The sequence below is a fragment of the Photorhabdus antumapuensis genome (assembly GCF_020387775.1).
GTDB lineage: Bacteria > Pseudomonadota > Gammaproteobacteria > Enterobacterales > Enterobacteriaceae > Photorhabdus > Photorhabdus antumapuensis.
The window spans coordinates 25,055-50,954 of sequence record NZ_JAHZMK010000026.1 but is presented as its reverse complement, the minus strand read 5'-3'; the positions used below and the strand labels follow the sequence as shown (position 1 = coordinate 50,954).

Annotated in this window: 18 protein-coding genes; 3 read left to right on the top strand and 15 right to left on the bottom strand. The window is 39.5% G+C overall.

Features of this window, described 5'->3' with window-relative positions:
* Positions 1-403 precede the first annotated feature (403 nt).
* The 7 genes from KZ793_RS11800 to KZ793_RS11770 are packed head-to-tail and all read right to left on the bottom strand — an operon-like array spanning position 404 to position 8,892.
* The gene (locus tag KZ793_RS11800; protein WP_225815521.1) at positions 404-2,473 is read right to left on the bottom strand and encodes an RNA-binding domain-containing protein; all 2,070 of its coding nucleotides are present in this window, start codon (positions 2,471-2,473) and stop codon (positions 404-406) included.
* 51 nt (positions 2,474-2,524) lie between these two features.
* Positions 2,525-3,154 (bottom strand): bifunctional 4-hydroxy-2-oxoglutarate aldolase/2-dehydro-3-deoxy-phosphogluconate aldolase, encoded by a 630-nt coding sequence (locus KZ793_RS11795; RefSeq protein WP_225815520.1) that lies wholly within the window; start codon positions 3,152-3,154, stop codon positions 2,525-2,527.
* Between the two features lie 17 nt (positions 3,155-3,171).
* Positions 3,172-4,116: a sugar kinase gene (locus KZ793_RS11790; RefSeq protein ID WP_225815519.1), complete on the bottom strand. Its 945-nt coding sequence runs from the start codon at positions 4,114-4,116 to the stop codon at positions 3,172-3,174.
* Entirely contained in the window at positions 4,113-5,537 is a 1,425-nt protein-coding gene (uxaC, locus tag KZ793_RS11785; protein ID WP_225815518.1) for a glucuronate isomerase, read from the bottom strand. The genes KZ793_RS11790 and uxaC overlap by 4 nt, the downstream gene beginning before the upstream one ends.
* 22 nt (positions 5,538-5,559) lie before the next feature.
* Entirely contained in the window at positions 5,560-7,017 is a 1,458-nt protein-coding gene (locus tag KZ793_RS11780; protein WP_225815517.1) for a fructuronate reductase, read from the bottom strand.
* Between the two features lie 39 nt (positions 7,018-7,056).
* Complete coding sequence (locus KZ793_RS11775) at positions 7,057-8,358, bottom strand: TRAP transporter large permease (RefSeq protein ID WP_225815516.1); 1,302 nt, start codon at positions 8,356-8,358, stop codon at positions 7,057-7,059.
* A gap of 27 nt (positions 8,359-8,385) precedes the next feature.
* Positions 8,386-8,892: a TRAP transporter small permease gene (locus KZ793_RS11770; protein WP_225815515.1), complete on the bottom strand. Its 507-nt coding sequence runs from the start codon at positions 8,890-8,892 to the stop codon at positions 8,386-8,388.
* Positions 8,893-9,188: 296 nt separating this feature from the next.
* Between KZ793_RS11770 and KZ793_RS11765 the strand changes: the two genes are divergently transcribed.
* The 3 genes from KZ793_RS11765 to uxuA all read left to right on the top strand — a co-directional run bounded on the left by KZ793_RS11765 (position 9,189) and on the right by uxuA (position 12,324).
* Positions 9,189-10,169, top strand: a complete 981-nt coding sequence (locus KZ793_RS11765) for a TRAP transporter substrate-binding protein (RefSeq protein ID WP_225815514.1) — start codon at positions 9,189-9,191, stop codon at positions 10,167-10,169.
* A gap of 117 nt (positions 10,170-10,286) precedes the next feature.
* The gene (locus KZ793_RS11760; RefSeq protein ID WP_225815513.1) at positions 10,287-11,048 is read left to right on the top strand and encodes an FCD domain-containing protein; all 762 of its coding nucleotides are present in this window, start codon (positions 10,287-10,289) and stop codon (positions 11,046-11,048) included.
* Positions 11,049-11,136: 88 nt separating this feature from the next.
* On the top strand, positions 11,137-12,324 hold the full coding sequence (gene uxuA / locus KZ793_RS11755) for a mannonate dehydratase (protein ID WP_225815512.1): 1,188 nt from the start codon (positions 11,137-11,139) through the stop codon (positions 12,322-12,324).
* A 337-nt stretch (positions 12,325-12,661) separates the two neighbouring features.
* On the opposite strand, the gene KZ793_RS11750 is transcribed toward uxuA, so the two are convergent.
* From KZ793_RS11750 to KZ793_RS11715, 8 genes are all read right to left on the bottom strand, one after another.
* Positions 12,662-12,847, bottom strand: coding sequence for a hypothetical protein (locus KZ793_RS11750; protein ID WP_225815511.1), 186 nt, complete (start codon positions 12,845-12,847; stop codon positions 12,662-12,664).
* On the bottom strand, positions 12,844-14,343 hold the full coding sequence (locus KZ793_RS11745; RefSeq protein ID WP_225815510.1) for an anti-phage dCTP deaminase: 1,500 nt from the start codon (positions 14,341-14,343) through the stop codon (positions 12,844-12,846). The genes KZ793_RS11750 and KZ793_RS11745 overlap by 4 nt, the downstream gene beginning before the upstream one ends.
* Positions 14,344-14,829: 486 nt before the next feature.
* Entirely contained in the window at positions 14,830-16,419 is a 1,590-nt protein-coding gene (locus tag KZ793_RS11740) for a serine hydrolase domain-containing protein (protein WP_225815509.1), read from the bottom strand.
* A gap of 135 nt (positions 16,420-16,554) precedes the next feature.
* On the bottom strand, positions 16,555-18,150 hold the full coding sequence (locus KZ793_RS11735; RefSeq protein ID WP_225815508.1) for a serine hydrolase domain-containing protein: 1,596 nt from the start codon (positions 18,148-18,150) through the stop codon (positions 16,555-16,557).
* Between the two features lie 309 nt (positions 18,151-18,459).
* Positions 18,460-20,055 (bottom strand): serine hydrolase domain-containing protein, encoded by a 1,596-nt coding sequence (locus KZ793_RS11730; protein WP_225815507.1) that lies wholly within the window; start codon positions 20,053-20,055, stop codon positions 18,460-18,462.
* A gap of 328 nt (positions 20,056-20,383) precedes the next feature.
* Positions 20,384-21,976 carry a serine hydrolase domain-containing protein gene (locus KZ793_RS11725; RefSeq protein ID WP_225815506.1) on the bottom strand — a complete coding sequence of 531 codons (1,593 nt, stop codon included), beginning with the start codon at positions 21,974-21,976 and terminating at the stop codon, positions 20,384-20,386.
* Positions 21,977-22,282: 306 nt separating this feature from the next.
* Positions 22,283-23,875, bottom strand: a complete 1,593-nt coding sequence (locus KZ793_RS11720; RefSeq protein WP_225815505.1) for a serine hydrolase domain-containing protein — start codon at positions 23,873-23,875, stop codon at positions 22,283-22,285.
* Positions 23,876-24,245: 370 nt separating this feature from the next.
* The gene (locus KZ793_RS11715) at positions 24,246-25,838 is read right to left on the bottom strand and encodes a serine hydrolase domain-containing protein (RefSeq protein ID WP_225815504.1); all 1,593 of its coding nucleotides are present in this window, start codon (positions 25,836-25,838) and stop codon (positions 24,246-24,248) included.
* Between the last annotated feature and the right edge of the window lie 62 nt (positions 25,839-25,900).

Below are 25,900 nucleotides of genomic sequence, written 5' to 3'. Positions count from 1 at the left end.
TCTGGTTATTTTATCTTATATAACACCGAGGACAGATTGTGCTACTATTAGCAGAATGACATTCAAATTAAAATATATTTAAACAATTACAAGTCATTAATAAAAACTTATTATTTAACAGAAACATTAAAATACTAATATTCAATCTACTTTATTAATCACTCAAAAAAATAACTGAATGGTTAATAGAGTAATTACAGACAAACAATCATGGAGGTTCTAAGTCTCTTTCTTATGATGTATATATTTCTCATCCTATGCAAATAAAATATTGCATATATAAACCTATTTTGCCACATACAGGAAACTAAATATCCTCCCGTATCTTTCTGCCATAATTTCCATCCATATTATTTAGGCAGGACTGTACCTTAAAGAATCCCACCTAATTTAGCAAAAGGTGTTACCCCTGTGATGACATTCTGGCAGTGTACCCCTGATTAGGATGATTCGGTGTTTGTGGAAATGCCATAATCAAGCATTGTTTATCAATCAATGGTTTTATATGACGCTGTCTAAGATTTTTCGCTGAACGATTTAATAACGTACTCAACACATCAATACAGATATAGTGAGAATAGCAAAGTTTCGTGATGAGCAGTTGCATTTGCTCCGGTTCTAATCGTCGATTCTCATAAGCAGGTTTAGCAATTTCTTGCAGTTTTTTTCTTAAATCTAACTTTATGTACTCTAAGTGATCAACAAATGGCAAGCTAAACGAAGAAGAAGTGAGCCGTCCTAACTCATCCCGGGTGATTTGAGCATCTGAAGCTGTATGAGGCAAGCTAGAATCCTTATGAGGCAAGCTAGAGTCCTTATGAGGCAAGCTAGAATTCTTATGAGGCAAGCTAGAGTTCTTATGAGGCAAGCTAGAGTCCATATGAGGCAAGCTAGAGTCCTTATGAAGCAAGCCCAATCCATTATTAACACTATTTATTATTACAGATGAAAAAATTTCTTCTGGGTTCGGTAACGACATACCCGGTAATGTGTAGGACTTATTACGTTTTTCACCTGATGCAACCAAAAAGCCTTTATATTCAAGCCGGGGGAAGGCCAAAGTGACTTCCCGGGAGTGTAGAGTTGTTAGCTCACAAGCCCGTTGATGATTAATCCACCCTTCTACAGCAACTGTAGCTAAAATCACTCGATCAAGATTTTCTAATTGTTCAAATTCGCTTCCAAACCTGAGTCTCAACTGCATTAAGATATTTTCAGGGATCAAGCTAGCAGTAGGTAGCTCCAACAAGGTTTGCTCTGGTATCTGACGCTCATGTAAATTAGGCCGACGCCAATCAGCAGAAGACCATCCGCTATATATTTTAGGTAACCCAGATCCCGCCCGCTCTCCTAAACCAATCAGCAAAAACATTTGATGCATGATCCTGTTCCGGCAATCGCTATCTCCACCTTTAATTGCAAATTCAATCGGTACTCTCATTAATCCAGGGTTACGAAAACCAAACATATCTGGCCGTTTTACAACAAGTATGGATACCCTTCCTGTAAAATCCGCATGCACTAATGTATTGACTAATGCTTCACGTAACGCAATATGAACCAACGTATCATCTTGACGCTGACCACACTGGATCCCGAAAGGAACTTTAAGATCAGTGATTAGTTTTCGATAAACTCTGCGATAGAAATCAAACAAATTCCCAGACCACGTTCCATCTGGATAAACACGATCAATCCAACGCAATTCAGTTTTAGCTTCTGGCCGTTCCTGATAATCCACAAAGTAATGTGGGGCAGCCTCCATAATAGCATCCCAGTTACCAAACATCAGAACACCAGCAAGTGTTAAGCCTTCTTGTCCAGTTACTCGATCTTTACGCCATGCTCGTATTAAACGCAGAAATTCGGGGAGTTCATGCTCCAAATAGGGATGATTTGGTTTTGCACTAGCAAGTAGTTGCCGGAAAGTCTTTAAGCTATCCATATTAAGATCGGTTATATCGAAACCAGTTAAAATACGAGCATCACGCTCATCTTCAACCTGTTCCACTAACCACCGTTTTACTGTCTCAGCATCGCAAAGTTGATCACTTTCATTTCTTCTTTGATAAGAACCTTTTAAAGGATCACCTTTTATAAACACGGGTTTTTGTTTACGTAGCGCAGCAGGGATACGAACAGCAACAACATTTTTTCCCTGTAATTTTACAGATTGAACACTGCTATCGGTTAACAAATTAATACTGACCATAGATGGATTGTTAACAGTATTAAATAAATCAGATTTTATTTTTTCTACGTTTTCAACACCAACCGGAGTGAATTTACCTTTTTTTTCTTTCACACCAAGAATAACCCAACCTCCACCGCTATTTGCCATAGCACTATAACTTGGCCAAAAATCACGGGGCAATTCGCCTTTGCCATCTCTGCCGTTGGCTAGTTTGAACTCAACTTCACTCGTTTCGATCAACGTTTGAAGATCAAGGATTTCCTGTAAAGTTACACTCATCAAATAATTTCCTGCCTACATATTTTCTCAAAACGCAGGGACGATTATGCCTTAAGCATTAACCCAATCCACCGCTTCACGAGTCAGGCGACCAATTTCCTGCCAATTTCGATTATCCACCAGCGCTTTACTGACCATCCATGAACCGCCACACGCCACAATACGCGGCACAGCAAGGTAATCACGGATATTATTTGGTCCGATCCCCCCAGTAGGCATAATTTGCAGTTCAGTATAAGGTGCTAATATCGCTTTAATCATTGGCAAACCGCCAGAAGGTTCTGCCGGAAAGAATTTCAGCAGTTTTAGCCCCAACTCCATTGCACCTTCAATCGCACTTGGATTATTCACACCCGGAATAATAGGAATATTCAATTGCTGACAAGCTTTGACCGTATTTGGATTAAAACCCGGAGAAACCATAAAATCGGCGCCAGCCTGTTTCGCAGCAACCACCTGATCACGATTCAGAACAGTACCCGCGCCAATCAACATATTCGGCTGAGCCTCTCTCAACAGGCGAATAGCTTCCGCCGCTGCCGCAGAACGGAAAGTAATTTCCGCTACCGGCAAGCCATTGTCAGCCAATGCCTTACCTAACGGAATAATATCTTCCGCTCGGTCAACAGCAATCACAGGTATAATTTTTAACTGGCGTAACTGTTCAATCATCTGTTTCATCAATTTTCTCTCCGCTGTTAAAAGAAACTGTCCGTCACTGTCTTAGTGGCACTGATTGGAATAATCGCCCCTTTATGCTGAATAACTGTACCAGCAAGACGATGCCCCATGATTGCCGCTTGTTGTCTCGGGCAATCCGTCAGAAATCCTGCCAGAAACCCAGCATTAAAGGCGTCTCCCGCCGCCGTGGTATCGACCACGTTAACCACCGGCGCCGTTGGGATCAGCTCAATCGGAGTGTCCTGTTCCAAATGCTGATAATAACAGCCGACAGCCCCCGCTTTAATAATGGCTTCTTTAACTCCTGCCTGTTTAAGACGAATCATGGTTGCTGTAACCGATTTATCGCCCCACAGCTTGCATTCATCGTCATCTGTCACCAGTGCCAGAGAGGTAAAGGCAAGTAATTTCTGATAACAAATTTGGGTTTCTTCCACACTTTCCCACAATGCCGGACGGTAATTACTGTCGAAAATGATGGTTTTTCCTTGCGCCGCCAGTTCAGCCAGCAAGTTTAGTAGCTTTTCACGATCATCGACAGGCAAGATAGCCAGGCTGATACCACTGAGATAAACGGCATCCATCTGCTGCAATGCTTGCATAACCGAAGAGAAATCAGGATGGCGCACCATATAACGGGCAGCGGAATCATTACGCCAGTACAGAAAGGTCCGCTCTCCCAGTTCATCAAGTTGAATCAAATACAATCCCGGTTGATGAACCGGATCACGCAAAACCAGATGCGTATGAATGCCTTCGTCTTGCCAACGTGTCATCATCCCTTCACTGAGCGAATCCATGCCTAACGCAGTCACAAAATGAACGGCAATCTGCTGTTGGCTTGCACGCGCTAAATAAACTGCACTGTTCAGGACATCACCACCAAAAGCCTGATGCATGGTCGCAAAAGGGGCACCATTAAGTTCAATCATACATTCACCGAGGAATGCAATCTGCTTCATGGGTTTTCTCCCGGCAAGGCAAAATAACGGCGGGCGTTATTAAAGCAAATATCCTCAATCACCTGCCCTAACATGGCTTTGTTGTTAGGAATTTCGCCGTGCTCTGCCCATTGTCCCAACAAGTTACACAGAATACGACGAAAATATTCATGCCGCGTGTATGAAAGGAAGCTACGAGAATCGGTCAACATACCCACAAATTGACTCAGCAACCCAAGTTGGGAAAGTTGTTCAAGCTGACGCAACATGCCATCTTTCTGATCATTGAACCACCAGCCCGAACCAAACTGCACTTTACCGGCGATGCCACCACCTTGAAAGTTACCGACCATTGTTGCAATCACTTCGTTATCTCGTGGATTCAGACAGTAAAGAATCGTTTTCGGCAATTCATCCGCCATATCCAGACTATCCAGCAAGCGAGATAACGGCCAAGCAATATTGTTATCACCCATGGAATCAAAGCCGCTATCCGCGCCAAGTAAGCGGAACATACGGCTATTATTGTTGCGAATAGCGCCGATATGCATTTGCATCACCCAACCACGGGCGGCATATTGTCGGCCAAACCATACCAGAATCGCCGTGGTGTACTGTGCAATTTCAAGCTCAGAGAGAGTGCCTCCTGCCAGCCGTTTTTGCAGGATGCTATCTAATACCGTTTCATCAGGAATGGGAGCATAGCGCAGATTTTCTATGCCGTGATCAGCCGCCCGGCAGCCATGAACAGCAAAATGCTCAAGCCGACGCTCCAACGCCTTCAACACATCAGTAAAAGCAGTGATCGATACATCAGCCACGGCTTCAAGCTGTTTGATATAGTCAATGAAACCCGCCAGCTCGATTTTAAATACCCGATCAGGACGCCAGCTTGGTAATACTTCGATATCGAAACTCTCATCTGTCACGATTTGGCGGTGATATTGCAGAGAATCTACTGGATCATCCGTGGTTCCAACCATATGCACATTCATTTGCTGCATAATGCCACGCGCTGAAAACTCCGGGGTTGCCAGCTTTTCATTGCATTGATGCCAGATTTCATCAGCAGTGTGTGGCCCGAACAATTTCCCAGTAATACCAAATGGGCGACGTAATTCTAGATGTGTCCAGTGATAAAGCGGATTTCCTAATGTCAACGGTACTGTTTTTGCCCATGCCTGATATTTTTCATAATCACGCGTTTGCTTACCTGTGATCAACGATTCATCAATACCCGCACAGCGCATAGCCCGCCATTTATAGTGATCCCCTTCTAGCCAAATCTGACCAAGGTTATCAAACCGGCGATTTTCAGCAATTTCACGCGGATTAAGATGACAGTGATAATCATAAATCGGCATATCTGCGGCATGTTCATGATATAGCTGACGGGCAGTTTCATTGTTCAGAAGAAAATCTTCACACATAAAATTTTTCATATCTCTTTCCCTGTCAGACAAATCAAAGTGTCGCCACAGCGTGGCAGGCACCACGCTCTAATAATAGCTGGTAGGCTTCGGTAACTGCCCGGACAAAATGCGCATCAGCTAACAATGGGTTGCCAAAAATCGCCAACAATGCGGGAACCACATCAACAGATAATCCATATTGCTGGTAAATAGACGTAAATTGGTCAACCAGTGGATCGCGCACATCAATCAATTTGCCCTGCTCATCTTTACCGCTGACATAACGCATCCACCCGGCGATACCCAAGGCCAAATGGCGGTAATCGCTGCCGTTTGCCAGATGATAAGTGACAGAATCAAACATACGTTGTGGCAATTTCTGGCTGCCATCCATTGCTATCTGCCAGGTTTGATGCTTAAGGTTGGGATTACTAAAACGCTCAATCAACAAATTAGCATACTGGAAAAGATCGGTTCCTACCGGCATCGTCAAGGTTGGCGCTTGTTCTTTCAGCATCAGATTCAAGGCAGCTTGCCGGTAATCGGGGTTCGCCATAGCGTCAGCAATATGCACATATCCCGCCAAATAGCCCAGATAGGCTAAAAATGAGTGGCTACCGTTTAACATCCGCAATTTCATGGTTTCAAAAGGCAGCACATCTTTAACGAATTGGGCTCCTGCCACATCCCAGTTTGGACGGCCATTGGCAAAGTTATCCTCAATCACCCACTGACGGAAAGGTTCACAGGTGATTGCACAGGGATCATATACACCTAATTGTTCGGCTATCTCTTCCAACGATTCTGACGTGGCAGCAGGAACAATCCGGTCAACCATGGTGCATGGAAAAGTCACATTCCGTTCAATCCATTGCGCTAACGTTTCATCACGTAAACGGGCAAAATCCACCACCGCTTCACGGGCAACTTTGCCATTTTCCCTGATATTATCGCAGGACATCACCGTCAATGGCGGCAAGTTACGTTCATAACGCAGACGGAGCGCCTCGACAATATAACCAATGGCCGATGTCGGTTCAGTTGGGTTAGCTAAGTCCCGTTGAATTAATGCATTATTCACATCCAGCTTGCCGCTGGCTGCATCAATGCAATACCCTTTTTCGGTAATCGTCAGAGAAATAATCGCCACTTGCGGCTGCGCTATGGTTTCCAGAATACCTTGCTGACCGACAAACTCAGGGTGTAAAGCATCAATCATAGAGCCGATAATTTTTAGCTCGGTTTTATCCGCCCCTTTCTCCGCAATGGTACACAAGCAATCCTGCTCTTTAAGTTGCTGAATCAACCGATGACCAGAGAACAAACTGACTTCACAAATTCCCCAGTCACTGCCGGTTTTTTCCAACATCTGGTGAGTAAAAACGGCCTGATGTGCCCGGTGAAAAGCACCACATCCCAGATGAACAATACGGGTAACCAATTTTTGACGATCATAAGAAGGCAGAGAAATAGCGGGATTGATTTTGCTGTTGGCTATATTACGGATCATAGAACAATTCCTGTTTAATGACGCGGATTACCTGAATGATTAATAGTTCAGTAACATCTGAGGCAACCACAAGCTCAGTTGCGGTATAAAGGTCACCAACATCAACGCGATAACCAAAGCGCAATACATGGGTACCAAAGGTTTCAATACTTTATTAATACTGACTTCACCGATAGAACAACCAACAAACAACGCACTCCCTACCGGTGGTGTACAGATACCAATAGCTAGGTTGAAGGTCATAATGATCCCGAAATGTACTGGATCAATACCCATATTCTGCGCCACCGGCAAGAAAATAGGCGTAAAAATCAGAATCGCCGGTGTCATATCCATAAAGGTTCCCACCAGCAACAGAATGAGATTAATGACCAGCAGAATAACCAGTGGGTTTTCAGAAACCGCCATGAGTGCATCAGCAATCAAATAGGGCAGATCCGCATTCGCCATTGCCCAAGACATGCCCATTGATGCACCAATCAGCAACAAAACAATGGAAGTGGTTACCGCAGAATCGAGAATGATTTTTGGTAGTTTGGCGATACTGACTTCACGATAAATTAGCACTGCCAATACAAAGCTGTATAACACGGCAATCGCTGAAGCTTCTGTGGCGGTAAATATACCCGCAATGATCCCTCCCATAATAATCACAACCAGCATCAGAGAAGGCAATGCGCGAACCAATGTGGTGAAAAACTCGTTCCATGTAGGCTTAGGTGACACCGGATAACCACGGCGTTTGGCAATGATTGCCGCCACAATCATCAAGGATACACCCATCAAAATACCGGGAATATAACCCGCCAGAAACAGTGCGGCAATTGATGTGCCACCAGAAACCAGTGAGTAAACAATCAAGGTGTTACTTGGCGGGATCAACAAACCGGCAGGGCAGGAAGCAATGTTTACCGCAGCAGAATATTCCGGCTCATAACCCTCTTTTTTCTGCATTGGCGCCATCGTTCCGCCCACCGCCGCAGCCGATGCCACCGCTGAACCCGAAATTGCCCCGAAAAACATATTCGCCATAATATTGACGTGCACCAGAGAACCGGGCAAACGGCCGCCTATGACTTTTGCCAGATTAATCAGACGGGCAGCGATTCCCCCCTGATTCATAATATTTCCCGCCAGAATAAAGAACGGGATAGCGAGTAAAGAGAAGTTATCAACGCCGGCTGCCATACGCTGCGCAACCACGGTAATCGCCGCTTCCATTGGCAAAGTCATCATAATTGCCAGTAATGATGACAAACCAATCGCAAAGGATACCGGTATACCCAGAGCCAGCAACACGGCAAAACTACCGAACAACGCTAAAACCACTTGCCAATCCATAAGCCTATCCTCTTCTGCCTGGTGACTTTAATGATTTTCAGAAATAACCGTGTCTTTACCTGAAAAATTCCGAATAAGAGCAACAATGTCTACCAGCACATAGAAAATCATCAGAACACCGCTGATTGGCAGACATAAATAGACATATCCCATCAGTAGTCCTAGCGCAGGGGTGATTTGTCCGGTTTCAAGGGTTGAGATCACCAATACCGATCCGCCATACACCAGCACGATCAAAGCAAACAGCGCGATCGCGGCCTGGATAACCAAACCCACACTATTTTTGCCTATACCCTTAAGTTTCATCGTTAACAGGTCGATAGCTAAATGGCGATGTTGACCTGTGGTATATGCCGCGCCAATCACGGCAAGCCACATAAACAGATAACGGGCAAGTTCATCCGTTACTGTACTCGGCGTACCAAACACATAGCGGGAAACCACCTGCCATGTGACACAAAACACCAAAAAAACGAAAAGACTGACGGTAAAAAATGCCAAACCTTTATTGAGGCAATACACAAGGTTTTTCACGGGGCTTTATCCTTATTGGCCTCAACGTATGCTCTATTTGATTGACCAAATAGGCAAACTGTCTGACCAAAATCAGTAAAGGAAGCTTTACGTTGCTTGGATTATAAGATCCAGGTCAAAAAAACATCCAGTGAGCGGGATCACAAACTGATTGGTTCACCCGTTTACCCGATTATTTTGTGACACTGGTCAACCAAATCACTTTTACTTTTTGACGAAATCCGAAGTGATGCTTATGGTTTAGCCGTCAGTTCAGTTGTGCCCGTAACCTGTTTACAACAATTGGAGAACGAACAATGAACAATTCTAAGCGTATTTTATCTACTGTAATTGGTGCGATGTTCGCCTTAAGCGCATCACAAGTTATGGCAGTCACAACATTAAAACTCAGCCATAACCATAACCGCGATCACGCAGTGCACAAGGCAATGACGCAATTTGCTGATGAAGTTCGCCAAAAAACGAATGGTGATGTTCGTATTCGGATCTATCCAGACGCACAATTGGGTAACCAACGGGAATCAATGGAACTGATGCAAAATGGTGCACTGGATTTAGTCAAATCTAACGCTGCGGAATTGGAAGCTTTTTCGCCCGCTTATTCTGCTTTTAACTTACCTTATCTGTTCCGCGATAAAGTCCATTACGAAAAAATTAAAAACGGCGAGATTGGCAAAGAGATTCTGACATCCAGCAAAAACCGTGGCTTTATTGGCATAACCTATTATGAAGCAGGCGCTCGCAGTTTCTACGCCAAAAAACCTATCCGTACTCCAGCGGATTTGAAAGGTATGAAAATTCGGGTTCAGCCTAGCCCAACAGCTATTTCGATGGTGAAAAATTTAGGCGGTAACCCAACACCACTAGCTTACGGCGAACTGTATACTGCGCTACAACAGGGTGTGGTAGATGCCGCAGAAAACAATATTCCTTCTTTTAGCCTGAGCCGTCACAGTGAGGTTGCCAGATACTTCTCACTGGATAAACATACGATGGTGCCAGACATCCTTGTTATTTCTAATAAATCGCTAAATAAGCTGTCATCGGAACAACAAAAAATTCTCATCAATGCGGCCATTAACTCCTCTCAATATATGACGAAATTATGGGAAAAATCAGAGGAGAAAGAACGTCAGAATGCAGAAAAAATTGGCGTTAAGTTCGTCGATGTGGATAAAAAATCGTTTGAAGAAGCTGTCAAACCGATGTACGACGACATTAAGAAAAGCGATCCAATGCTTTACCGTATGGTAGAACGCATCCGCGCAGTCAGATAATCATTGGTGAAGGCCAAATGGCCTTCACCCTTAAACGGCATTTTTGGTTGACCAACTTCTGTTTTTGACTATTATCCATACAATACCATCGATAATCATGACAACAATAGTGACACCATGAAGCATTTATTTGAGCCAAAACGTCCTTACCAAGAAGTCGGTATCTCATTAAGAGAGATGATTACCAACCAGGAATATCGTATCGGGGATCGCTTACCACCGGAGCGAGAACTTGCTGAATTACTAGAAGTTTCCAGAACGGTTGTGCGTGAGGCATTAATTATGCTCGAACTAGAAAACCTGATTGAAGTCCGCAAAGGTTCCGGCATCTATATTATTAACCGCCCTCACCTGCCAACTTCCTCTTCATGCTCCGTTAACGCCGCAGGGCCTTTTGAGCTATTACAAGCTCGCCAATTACTGGAAAGTAATATTGCCGAATTTGCCGCCATGCAAGTGACACCAAATAACATAGCTAACATGCGTCAAGCATTACAAAAAGAATTCGAAGATTTGGCCTCCGGTGAAGATGAATCCGGTGACAGAGAATTCCATCTGGCGATTGCGGAAGCCACCCATAACAGCATGTTGGTTGAACTGCTTAAACAATCTTGGGCATGGCGGGAAAATAACCCCATGTGGCAGAAGCTACACTCCCGAATTAGTGATAAAGATTATCGTAAAGAATGGCTGCATGATCATCAGATCATTTTATCCGCCATGATCAAGAAAGATCCGGCAGCAGCCAAACAAGCAATGTGGCAACATTTGGAAAATGTGAAATTACGTTTACTGGAATTGTCTGATGTTGACGATCCCTATTTCGACGGTTATCTCTTTAATTCATATCCCTATGAAATAGCAAAGAAGCGTAATTAATTTAACGGAATAATTAATAAGTAAGTTTTTATATCCAGTTATTCTGGTAACTGTTTTTCATTCTGAATTTATGCAAAGGTAGATAACAATGGAACAAACCTGGCGTTGGTTCGGCCCAAATGATCCTGTTTCTTTAGATGATATTCGTCAGGCTAGTGCAACCGGCATTGTTACCGCATTGCACCATATTCCTAACGGACATATTTGGAGCAAAGACGAAATCTTGGCCCGTAAAACTCTCATCGAAAATAAGGGGCTTATCTGGTCAGTTGTTGAAAGTGTGCCTATTCATGAAGAGATTAAAACCCAGACCGGTCACTATCAGCAATGGATTAATCACTACAAAACTTCGCTGAAAAATTTGGCGGAATGTGGCATTGATACCGTCTGCTATAATTTTATGCCCGTGCTGGACTGGACACGTACCGATCTTGAATATCTGCTCCCTGATGGTTCTAAAGCCCTGCGTTTTGATCAAATTGCCTTTGCCGCATTTGAAATCTATATCCTCAAACGGCCTGATGCAGAGGCTAATTACACCGTTGAAGAGCAAGCTCAAGCAAAAGCCTATTATGACAATATGTCTGCTGCTGATATTGAGAAACTCACTGCAAATATTATTGCCGGTCTACCGGGGGCCGAAGAGGGTTATACGTTAGCAGAATTTCAGGCGCAATTGGATCGCTACAAAGATATTACCCACGATAAACTACGTGAGCATCTGGCTTATTTCCTGCACCAGATTGTTCCTGTATGTGAAAAGTATGGTTTACGTCTGGCAATTCACCCGGATGATCCACCTCGTCCTATTCTGGGCTTACCACGTATTATTTCCACTATTGAAGATATTGAATGGCTCACAACCATTGAACCCAGCCCGGTTAACGGCATTACGATGTGTACCGGCTCCTATGGTGTTCGTGGTGATAATGATTTGGTTGAGATGATTAAGCGCTATGGCAACCGAATCTATTTCACTCACCTGCGCTCCACCCAACGGGAAGAAAACAACAAAACTTTCCATGAAGCCGCTCATCTGACTGGTGATGTGGATATGTATAACGTAGTGATGGAAATCCTGCATGAAGAATATCGCCGTAAGGCGGCTGGAGATAACCGTTTGATACCTATGCGCCCTGATCACGGCCATCAAATAATTGATGACCTAAAAAAACAGACTAATCCCGGCTATTCCTGTATTGGCCGATTAAAAGGTTTGGCAGAAATTCGTGGTCTGGAATTAGGTTTAAGGCGAGCATTTTTTGAAAGTAAATAATGGGTTTGAGTAATTAACTGTATTTATTAGTAACCCTATAAAGGGTTACTTTATTTAGATGAAGCCACATTCAAGCAATTGACTACAACTTTATACCCGTCATCTTTCAAATTGCCTCTTTGTTGGCTGCACTTACTCACCCCGGTCACATAGTTATCTATGCTCCCGGGGATTCGCTCCCTTGCCGTCGCGATGCATCTTGGAATCCATTGGGTATATATACAGGCTCATTTTAAGCTAAAATTTTAATTTATTATTTTAGTTGATTTATTAATACATAAATCTGGAGTGAAAAAATTCCTATCGGGTTACATATTTTCCAATAAATAATAATAGGTTATGCCAACTTATTTTTAGCTTCATCTGTCGTATAACCCTCAGGATTAGGAACAATATTATCTCTACGAGATACCCGTAATAGGTTACGGGGAGTTCTCAGTCCAACTTTTTTCCAATCTGGCCATTGCTCAACTATTTTTTTCATTTCGGCTACATAAGCCAAAAACTCTTCTTTCTCAGTCATTTTTTTAACCCTTTAATTAATCTATCAACGTTAATCACTGATCTTGTCTCTCTTTCTATATAAGATAATGGTAGCATCTGCATCCTAAGTCTTCCATCTTTTCTATGCCATTTAATAACTTTACCATCCTTATTTTTTCTTTTTATTTTATATCCTATCCCCAAATTTGTTGAAAACAAATTAAAGAAACAGCGAGGCCCAACACCCACGAATGGTTCAAAAATCACTTTATTATCAGAAATCTCTTCTTCAGGTATTGAAATAGAGTCAGGGTGAAAATCAAAAGCTTTACTTTTAGGATAAGGCTCAATATAGACAATTCGTTTTATACCACTAGCAACGATATGTTTTGCACAATTATGACAAGGGAATGTAGTACAATATAATATTCCATTATGAGTGCTAATATTACTTCTTGCACATGCTAAGATTGCCTCCATTTCAGCATGAACAACCCTTCCATATTCAGTAATATCCTTTATCTTGCTTTGTAGGAGATACTCCTTAAATATTTCCTTTTTCTCATCTAAAATATCTTTAAGTATATCTTCAATAATTAATCTTTTCTGTTTAGCGTTTGAATCTTCGCCTATTTTATAATCTCTACCATTTTCAGCATCTTCGATTACATCTCCCACATAATCAGGCCAATATAATCCTCCGCCGAACCGTGGCACATCATTAGCCCCAGTTGAGATTATATTCTTATCTTTTGTTAATACAGCACCAACTTGACGGGAAAGATCTCCAGATCGTAACGAAGCAGAAAAAGCCATAAACATCGCGTATTCATCAAAAGTTGGTGTAACATATGGATTACCAAAAATCAGGTCTAATATTCTCCATATATTATTATCGGTCTTATTTTTATTTCCATCATAATGTATAAAGAAATCTGATAACTCATAAGTATCTCTGGTATGCTGACCCCATTTATTTCCCTCGTTAGAATCACGATTAATTAACTCTTTAGCTTTTATTTCATCAATACATTTATCGACGGTAAGATTTCTTATCCTCTGAAACTCACTTGTATATACACCTATCAGAAAAAACCCATTAGCATAAATATCCCTTAATGTATTGACCTCATCTGGATGCTTAAGCGAATTTATAATATATGCTTTCCTATAAGATGGTATTGAAAAAGAAAATTTCTTCTCTCTTCCTTTATTTATTTTTGCTGCTGCGGCCAATGCCAATATAGAATTATCCTGACTAGCTTCTCTTAAATAATTACCCTCCGACATTAAACAACTTATCCTTTCATAATTATCCCTTGTTGAGGGAATATCTCTTAATACCGAAATGATTTCAGAAGATATTCTTATCTCCTGTACATCATACCTGAACGCATTAAGTTTCTGTGTTATGGAATCTTTAATTATTTCCAAATCCGTTCCTACAGCACCAACTAACCCAATAACGACCTCAGAATCAAAATCACAAGATATCTGATCATCCTCAGATAGATATGTGTTATTTTTATTAATCATATTAAATATTTCCATTCATTGTTGTTTTAATTTATTCAAAATAACGTTAACTACACCTATAAAATGCAATATAACATTCATAACAATATAATTTCTTCGATGAATATAAATGTTTTATTTACTTGACCCTGTATATTATGATTTAAGCTATTTTCCTAACACCAGATTAGAAAACATGAATCAATATTATATAACTCACTGTTTATCACACATTTATCCCGCTCTATTGTAATAAAAACTAAATTGTATCTCTAATTAGAGGAAAAGATTTACTCTTCATGAATTGGAGAGCGATAGGAATATAAACCAAAAACAATCTATGAAGCAATTAGAATATCACAATCATGTCGAACAGGCAGAATATCGTCATAATAATTCTGCCTGTAAATAAATAGATTAGATAGAAAATATCTTTATGATCTCAATCTAATCTCCTCATCCTTCCAGAAAAACACAGCTCTTAACTCATATTTACAACCCTATCAATTAAACCGGGATAAATTCTATCTTCCAACAACGTGAATCATTGAGATAGAGGCGAGGTTTATCCGTATCAGAATCCCATTCAAAATCAACAATAAGTTGAGTACTGGGATGAAAATAACTATTCTCGTAAACCCACCGTAAGACCTCTTTATTTCCGGGCAAGATAACCGCTTCAATATAAAGATCATGGCTAGATGCTTCAATATTTATCATCGACTCCGTTTCGTGATTATAATAGCGACCTGACAATAGCTTAATATCAATATCACTTTTATCAGTCATCTTTTTCAAATAATAAACATTATCATTTTCATCAATCTGTTCCAATGCGATAACACTGCCATTTTCAATGACAGGTCTGAATCGAATTTCTCCCCCCTTCTCTTGGAATGTTCCATCAGCGTTAAAGATAATCGGATTACCTTTCTCGAATAAATTACCTAATAAATAGCAATCTTCCTTGGTAATAATATAAGGATAGGGATCTTCCCCTTTGAACATACCGGTGATATCAATATTACTGGTTCGGCAATGCTCTGGCTCAGTCATATCAGTGTTAAATAATACATTAAGACATTGATTAGTAAATTCAACGGTATTAATACCTGTTGCAACAGTAATCACGATACCTAATTTAACATCAGGTAAAACACAAACATCAGCTTTAAAACCACCATAGGAACCATCATGCCGTATTATTTTTTGCCCTTCACGTTGGCTGATCATCAAACCGTAAGCATAATTGTTACGATTACCATTGGTTAAATTTGGTGTACGGGATAATTGAGGCAACATATCCCGAACAATCGATGGTGAATAAAACGCTTTCATCCAGCGACATAAATCACTGACTGTAGAACGCAGCCCCGCACTACCTATAGTTGAATCGTTGTGATCCGATCTTATCCATTGATTTACATCTTCGTTATAGACATAACCTATCGCCCGGTCAGAAATAACCTCAGTCACATCATCATAGAAAGAGGTATTATTCATCTTTAATGGAATAAAAATATTTTCTTTCGCATATTCTCTTAACGATTTACCTGAAACCACTTTGATGATTTCTGCCAACAAATTATAGCCCGTATTGGTATACCGAAAGCGTTCTCCCGGCGTGAAATTAAGTACTTGTTGCCGTTGAATCAGTTTTCTCAATAAATCTATACTGCGGTGGTCAAAATCTGAGTTCTTACCTGCCAAACCATAAGGGACATATTTATCCCGTAACCCACTGGTATGATGAATAAGATGCTCGATGGTAATATCAGAGAAATGTGCTGGGAAATAATCCACATATTTCCCAACTTTATCCTTGACGTTGAGCTTTCCTTCTTTTTCCAGCAAAGCAATACAAAAAGCGGTGAATTGTTTTGAGACACTCGCCATATAGAATTTCGTATTTGGGGTTACAGCAGCAGAATGTTCAATGCTGGCTTGCCCGATATAGCGCTTATAAATGGTTTCATTTCCGTGGGTAACAGCAACCGCGAGAGCTCCACCCTTTTTCTTATTTTCAACATCAATTAAATTGTCTATTTTATTAAGAAGAGATTTAATATTATCTCTAAATATCGTCAATTTCATCATTATTTTCCTTATTTAAAGTTATACAAACATAGCACATATATACAATTTGATAATACAATGTAATAAGACAGAATATGAATATGACCATCCTGCCAGAACAACACTGTTATCAATGTGTGTTTACTGTCATCTCAATCAAAATGCGACAAATTCTACATTCCAGCAACGACCATTACTGAGATAAAGGTAAGGTTCATTCGTGTCAGGGTCCAATTCAAAATCAATAATAAGCTCTGTGCTAGGAGAAAAATAACTATTCCCATAAACCCGATGTAAAACTTCTTTTCTTTCAGGAGAAATAATTGCATCAATATAAAGCTCATCACCAGAGGCTGAAACAGTGAGCACAGCTTCTGTTTCGTGGTTATAATAATATCCTAATAGTAGATGAATATCGGTACCACCATCATCAATCATCTTATCTAAATAAAAAACATTGCCATTTTCATTAATCTGCTCCAATGCGATAACACTGTCATTTTCAATAACAGGTCTGAACCGAATTTTCCCATCCTCCTCTTGGAATGTTCCATCAGAGTTAAAGATAATAGGATTACCTTTCTCGAATAAATTACCTAATAAATAGCAATCTTCTTTGGTAATAATATAAGGATAAGGTTGTATTCCTTTGAAAATACCCGTAATATCGATATCACTAGTCCGACAAGGCTGTTTTTCTAGTTTAGTACCATTGGGATTAAACAATACATCAAAACATTGTCGAACAAACTTAGAGACATTAGTATTCATTGCAGAAGTCACAGTAATACCTAATTCAGCATCAGGCAAAATACAAACTTCTGATCTGAAGCCACCATAACCACCATCATGTCGTATTATCTTTTGCCCTTCACGCTGGTTGATCGCAAAACCGTAAGCATAATTGTTACGATTGCCATTAGTTAAATCTGGCGTACGAGATAATTGAGGCAATAGATCCTGAACAATCGATGGCGAATAAAACGCTCTCATCCAGCGACACAAATCATTCACTGTAGAATACAGCCCCGAACCTCCTACCACCGCATCGTTGAGATCTTCTCTTATCCATCGGCTCGAGTCCTCGTTATAGGAGTACCCCACTGCCCGGTCAAAAATAATCTCGGTAACATCATCATAGAAAAAGGTATCTTTCATCTTTAATGGGGCAAAAACATTTTCTTCTGCATATTTTCTCAGCGACTGACCTGAAACCACGCTGACTATTTCCGCCAGTAAATTATAGCCCGTGTTGCTATAGAGGTAATATTCCCCCGGCGTAAAATTAAGCGCTTGTTGCCGTTGCGTCAGTTTTCTCACCAAATCAATATGACGGTGGTCAAAGGCTGAATTTTTACCTGCCAGGCTATAAAGTAAAAATTGATCACGTAATCCACTGGTATGGTGAATAAGATGCTCAATGGTAATATCAGAGAATTCTGCGGGGAAATAATCTAAATATTGCCCAACTTTATCCTTGACGCTGAGCTTTCCTTCTTTTTCCAATAAGGCAATGCAAAAAGCGGCGAATTGTTTTGAAACACTCGCCAAATAGAATTTAGTATTAGGTTTTACAGCAACAGTATGTTCAATATTAGCCTTTCCGATGTGGCGCTGATAAATCGTTTTATTACCGTGGGTCACAGCAACAGCGAATCCGCCACCCTTTTTTTTATTTTCAATATTAATCAGTTCGTCTATTTTCTTGAGAAATAATTCAATTTTATCAGTAGATATCTTTGATTCCATCATGAATTTCCTTATTTTAAGGTTATAAAACAGAACATATATATATGACCTGATAGCAATATATATATACAGGCAGTACTGTAAGACGTAAACAGGAAACATCCAAGTGATAATGGTTATCATTTAATATATAAAGGGCAATATAAAGTAACTACGGGAGCTGATGTTTGCAAAAAACAGACAGAACATAAATATCATAGTTCTGCCTGGAAAAAAGTGCATCTAATAAGGAATATTTTTAGGCCCTCAATAGCATTAATTCCATTCTGCTATAACAATGCCGTTCTTCATTCTGACTTATCACTTTATAAATTAAACTGCGACAAATTCTACCCTCCAGCAACCCCAATCATTGATATAGAGATGGAGTTTATTCGTATCAAAGTCCAATTCAAAATCGATAACAAATTCAGTGCTTGGAGAGAAATAGCTATTCCTATAAACCCGCCGCAAGGCTTCTTTATTCCCAGGATAAGTAATCCCATCAATATAAATTCCATCTCCAGAAGTAGAAATAGTCATTGTTGCTTCTATTTCATGACTATAATAATTCCCTGACAATAGCTGAATATCGATACCACCGTCATCAGTCATCTTTTTAAAATGAAAAATATTGCCATTTTCATCAATCTGTTCCAATGCAATAACACTGTCATTTTCAATGATAGGTCTGAATAGGGTCTTACTTCCTTGCTGTTGGAATGAACAGTCAGAGTTAAAAGTAATCGGATTGCCTTTCCCGAATAAATTACCCAATAAATAAACATCTTCCTTAGTAATAATATAAGGATAAGGCTCTGTCCCCCTGAAAATACCTGTGATATCGATATCACAGGTTAGACAATATGGTTTTTCCGGTTCAATTATATTCGTGTTAAACAACATATCAAGACACTGTTCAATCCATTGAATAACATTAACATTTGTTGCAGAGGTAATCGCGATCCCTAATTTAGCATCAGGCAAAATACAAACTTCAGATTTAAAACCAGCATAGGAACCATCATGTTGTATTATTCTTTGCCCTTCTCGTTGGCTGATAATCAAACCGTAAGCATAGTTATTGCGATTGCCATTGGTTAAATCTGGTGTACGAGATAATTGAGGCAACAGCTCCTGAACAATAGATGGCGAATAAAATGCTCTGATCCAGCGACACAAATCATTCACCGTAGAATAAACCCCTGTGCCACCTACCACGGAACCATTGAGATCATACCTTGCCCACCGGTGCGGTTTCTCGTTATAAGTGTAACCCATCGCCCGATCAAAAATAATCTCTGTGACATCATCATAGAAAGAGGTATCTTTCATCTTTAATGGGGCGAAAATATTTTCTTCTGCATATTCTCTCAATGATTTACCTGAAACCACGCTGACGATTTCTGCCAGCAAATGATAGCCCGTATTGCTATAAGCATAATATTCCCCAGGCGTAAAATTAAGTGCTCGTTGCCGCTGCGTCAGTTTTCTTATCAAATCAATATGATGGTAATCAAAACGCGAGTTTTTACCTGCAAGGCGATAAAGTAAAGATTCATCCCGTACTCCACTGGTATGGTGAATAAGATGCTCAATGGTAATATCAGAGAATTCTGCGGGAAAATAATCCAAATATTGCCCAACTTTATCCTTGACGCAGAGCTTTCCTTCTTTCTCCAATAAGGCAATGCAAAAAGCGGTGAATTGCTTTGAAACACTCGCCAAATAGAATTTAGTATTAGGTTTTATAGCAACAGTATGTTCAATATTAGCCTTTCCAATATGGCGCTGATAAATGGTTTTATTACCGTGGGTCACAGCAACAGCGAATGCGCCACCCTTTTTCTTATTTTCAATATCAACCAATTCGTCTATTTTCTTAAGAAGCAACTTAATTTTATCTGTAGATATAGTAGATTCCATCATGAATTCCCTTATTTTAAGGTTATAAAACAGAACATATATACGACCTGATAGCAATATCATATACGGGTAATACTGTAAGACGTAAATAGCAAATCATCCAAGTGATAACCATCATCATTTAATGTATGAAAAGCTATATAAAATAGCTACGGTTGTAAATCAAAATTAGTTAACCCTTGCAAACAATTATTCGCCGACAGTAATCATTTTGGTAATTATATTTCCAGAAAACAGGCAAAACATAAATATGATAGTTTTGCCTGGAATAAAGTATATCTAAATAAAAAATATCTTTAGACTCTCAATAACATCAATTCCATCCTACCCATCAAACTACAACGAATTCTATCTTCCAACAACGTGAATCACTGATATAGAAATGAGGTTTATTGGTATCAGTATCTAATTCAAAATCAATAATCAGTTCAGTACTGGGTGAGAAATAACTATTCCCATAAATCCGCCGTAAGACTTCCTTTTTACCAATATAAACAACTCCATCAATATAAATTCCATCGCCAGAAGCGGAAACAGTCATCGTTGCTTCTGTTTCATGGCTATAATAACGCCCTGACAATCGCTGAATATCGACACCACCATCATCAATCATCTTATCTAAATAAAAAACATTGCCATTTTCATTAATCAGCTCCAATGCAATGACACTGTCATTTTCAATGATGGGTCTGAACCGGATTTTACCGCCTTTCTCTTGGAATGTACCGTCAGCGTTAAACGTAATCGGGTTACCTTTTTCGAATAAATTACCTAACAAATAAGTCTCTTCCTTGGTAATAATATAAGGATAAGGCTCCATCCCTCGGAAAATACCGGTGATATCGATATCACTGGTTAGGCAGTGCGGCTCTTCCTGCTTAATATCGGTATCAAACAAGATATCAATATGCTGCTCCACCCATTTAGAAACATCAACACCTGTTGCAGCGGTAATCACAATACCTAATTTAGCATCCGGTAAAATACAAACATGAGATTTAAAACCAGCATAGGAACCGCCGTGTTGTATTATCGTTTGCCCTTCACGTTGGCTGATAATCAAACCGTAAGCATAATTATTGCGATTGCCATTGGTTAAATCTGGTGTACAGGATAATTGAGGCAACAGATCCTGAACAATGGATGGTGAATAAAATGCTCTGATCCAACGACACAAATCATTTACCGTAGAATGAAGCCCTGAACCACCGACCACCGTATCGTTGAGATCATCTCTTATCCACTGGTGAGAGCCCTCGTTATAAGTGTAGCCCATTGCCCGATCAGGAATAATCTCGGTTATGTCATCATAGAAAAAAGTGTCTTTCATCTTTAATGGGGCAAAAACATTTTCCTCCGCATATTCTTTTAACGATTTGCCTGAAACCACACCGACTATTTCCGCCAGCAAATTATAGCCCGTATTGCTATAGAGATAATATTCCCCCGGCGTAAAGTTAAGCGCTTGTTGCCGTTGAGTCAATTTTCTGACTAAATCAATATGGCGGTGGTCAAAGTCTGAATTTTTACCTGCTAGGTTATAAAGTACAAACTCATCCCGTAATCCACTGGTATGGTGAATAAGATGTTCAATGGTAATATCAGAATATTCTGTGGGGAAATAATCCAAATATTGTCCAACTTTATCCTTGACACAAAGCTTCCCTGCTTTTTCTAGCAAAGCAATACAAAAAGCCGTGAATTGCTTTGAAGCACTCGCCAAATAGAATTCAGTATTAGGTTTTACAGCCACAGCATGTTCAATGCTAGCTTGTCCGATATAACGCTGATAAATGGTTTTATTGCCGTGAGTAATAGCAACGGCGAGGGCGCCTCCCTTTTTTTTATTCTCAACATTAACTAACTCGTCTATTTTTTTGAGAAACAACTTAATATTATCTGTAGATATAGTAAATTCCATCATTCACTTCCTTATTTAAGGTTATAAAACAGAACATAGATATTCAGTCTAATAGCAATACATATGTGGGCAGTACTGTAAGATGTAAACAGGAAACATCCAAGTGATAATGATTATCATTTAATATATGAAGGGCAATATAAAGTAACTACAGAAGTTGATGTTTACAAAAAACAGACAGAACATAAATATCATAGTTCTGCCTGGGATAAAGTGTATCTAATATAAAATACTTTTAGACTTTCAACAGTATCAATCCCATCCTGCTAGCGAAACGCTGTTCTAAATTTATATTTACTAACCAGTCAATTAAACCGCAACAAATTCCACATTCAAGCAACGTGAATTACCGATATAAAGACGAGATTTATTTGTATCACGATCAAATTCAAAATCAATAACAAACTCAGTACTGGGTGAGAAATAACTATTCCCATAAATACGTCGTAAAGCCTCTTTTTTTACAGGATGGACAATCCCATCAATATAAATATTATCACCAGATGATATAATATTAATTACCGCCTCTGTTTCGTGACTATAATATCTCCCTGACAATAGCTGAATATCGACACTACCTTCATTGTTCATCTTTTTCAAATAAAAAACATTACCATTTTCATCAATCTGTTCCAGTGCGATAACACTGTCATTTTCAACGACGGGTCTGAACTGGATTTTACTTCCTTGCTCCTGGAATGTACCGTCAGAGTTAAAAGTAATCTGGTTACCTTTTTTAAATAAATTACCTAATAAATAAATATCTTCTTTGGTAATAATATAAGGATAAGGCTCTATCCCGCGGAAAATACCAGTGATATCAATATCATTAGTTAGGCAATGTGATTTTTCCGGCTCAATATGCGTGTTAAACAAGATATCCATATACTTATCCGTCCATTGATCAACATCAACATCGCTTGCAGCAGTCATCGCAATACCTAATTTAGCATCCGGTAAAATACAAATATTCGCTCGGAAGCCAGCAAAGGTACCATTGTGTTGTATTATCCTTTGCCCTTCACGTTGGTCGATAATCAAACCGTAAGCATAATTGTTACGATTGCCATTGTTTAAATCTGGTGTACGGGATAATTGAGGCAATAGATCCTGAACAATAGATGGAGAATAAAACGCTCTGGCCCAACGACATAAATCATTCACGGTGGAATGAACCGCTGCACTACCCATCACAGAATTATTGATATCGCTTCTTATCCACTGTTGCGAATTCTCATTATAAGTGTAACCCATCGCCCGATTAGAGATAATCTCGGTTACATCATCACAGATAATGGTATCGTTCATCTTTAATGGAGCGAAAATATTTTCTTCTGCATATTCTCTTAACGACTTACCTGAAGCCACATTGACGATTTCCCCCAACAAATAATAGCCCGTATTGCTATAAATATAATATTCCCCAGCGGGGGCGTTAAATGTCTGTTGTCGTTGGACCAGTTTTTCCATCAAATCAGCATTGCAGTAGTCAAAACTTGAGTTTTTACCTGCCAGACTATAAAGTAAAAATACATCCCGTAATCCGCTGGTGTGATGAATAAGATGCTCAATGGTAATATCAGAGAAATTTTCTGGTAAATAATCCAAATATTGTCTGATTTTATCCTTAACGTTGAGCTTTCCTTCCTTCTCCAGCAAAGCTATGCAAAAAGCCGTGAATTGTTTTGAAGTACTCGCTAAATAGAATTTAGTATTAGGCTGTATAGCAACCGCATGTTCAATGCTAGCTTGCCCGATATGACGCTGATAAATTATCTTATCATCATGGATAATAGCAACTGCGAGAGCTCCACCTTTTTTTTCATTTTCAATATTAACCAGCTCATCTATTATATTGATATACAACTGAATATTATCTTTAGATATCATCGATTCCATCATGAATTTCCCTATTTAAGGTTACAAAACAGAAAATATATATATACAACTTGATAGCAATACATATATGGGCAGTACTGTAAGACGTAAATAAGAAATATCCAAGTAATAATGACTATCATTTAATGTGTGAATGACAATATAAAGTAACTGCGGATGAAAATTAAAATTAGCTAAATTTTATAAACATTTATTTTCTTTCAGAAATTATTTTAGGATCTAATATTTACAAAAACAGGCAGAACATAAATATAACTGTTCTGCCGAGGATGAAGTGTATCTAGTAGAAAATATCTCCAGGTTCTCACAATAGCATCAATCCTATCCTTGCTAACAAAATACTGTTATAAATTTGCATTTACTAACCTAAAAATTAAACTGCAATGAATTCCAAATTCAAGCAGCGTGAATTACTGACATAGAGACGACATCTGTTTTTATCAGGATAAAACTCAAAATCAATAATAAGCTTAGTTCTTGTGGACAAATAACTATTCCCATAAATATGCCGCAAATCCTCCTTTTTCATAGGATGGACAATCCCATCAATATAAATACTCTCACCAGACGATATAACATTAATTATCGCCTCTGTTTCGTGGCTATAATAGCTCCCTGACAATAACTGAATATCGACACTACCTTCATCATTCATTTTTTTAAAATAAAAAATATTACCATTTTCGTCAATCTGTTCCAGTGCGATAACATTGTCATTTTCAATGATCGGCCTGAATCGGGCTTTACCTCCTTGCTCCTGGAATGTACCGTCAGAGTTAAAAGTAATCGGGTTACCTTTTTCGAATAAATTACCTAAAAAATAAACATCTTCTTTGGTAATAACATAAGGATAAGACTCTATCCCCCGGAAAATACCGGTGATATCAATATCATTGGTTAGGTAATGCGGTTTTTCTGGCTCAATATCGGTGTTAAACAATATATCAATATACCGATCCACCCATTTAGCAACATCAACACCTGTTGCAGCAGTTATCACGATACCTAACTTAGTATCCGGTAAAATACAAATATTAGCTCTGAAGCCAGCATAAGTACCGCCGTGTTGTATTATCGTTTGCCCTTCGCGTTGACTGATAATCAAACCGTAAGCATAATTGTTACGATTGCCATTGGTTAAATCTGGTGTACGGGATAATTGAGGCAACAGATCCTGAACAATCGATGGCGAATAAAACGCTCTCATCCAACGACACAAATCACTCACGGTGGAGTGAACCCCTGCACAACCCACCACGGAATTGTTGATATCGCTTCTTATCCACCGTTGCGAATCCTTATTATAAGTGTAACCCATCGCCCTGTTGGAAATAATCTCGGTTACATCATCGCAGATAAAAGTATCTTTCATCTTTAATGGAGCGAAAACATTTTCTTCTGAATATTTTTTCAACGACTGGCCTGAAACCACGCTGACGATTTCCCCCAGTAAATGATAGCCCGTGTTGCTATAAAGATAATATTCCCCAGTGGGGGCGTTAAGTGCCTGTTGTCGTTGGATCAGTTTTCTGACTAAATCAACATGGCAGTAATCAAAATCTGAATTTTTACCTGCCAGACCATAAAGTAAAAATATATCCCGTAACCCGCTGGTGTGATGAATAAGATGTTCAATAGTAATATCAGAGAAATGCGCGGGTAAATAATCCAAATATTGTCTGACCTTATCCTTGACGTTAAGCTTTCCTTCTTTCTCCAGTAAAACTATGCAAAAAGCCGTGAATTGCTTTGAAACACTCGCTAAATAGAATTTAGTATTAGGTTTTATAGCCACCGCATGTTCCATGCTAGCTCGCCCGATATGACGCTGATAAATGGTTTTATTACCGTGAGTAATCGCAACAGCGAGAGCGCCACCTTTTTTTTTATTCTCAATATTAACTAATTCGTCTATTTCCTTGATAAATAATTTAATATTATCTGTAGATATTGTCAGTTTCATCATTAGTCTCCTAACATTTATAAAAAACAGACAGAACATAAATATAACCCGAATTCTGGATAAAA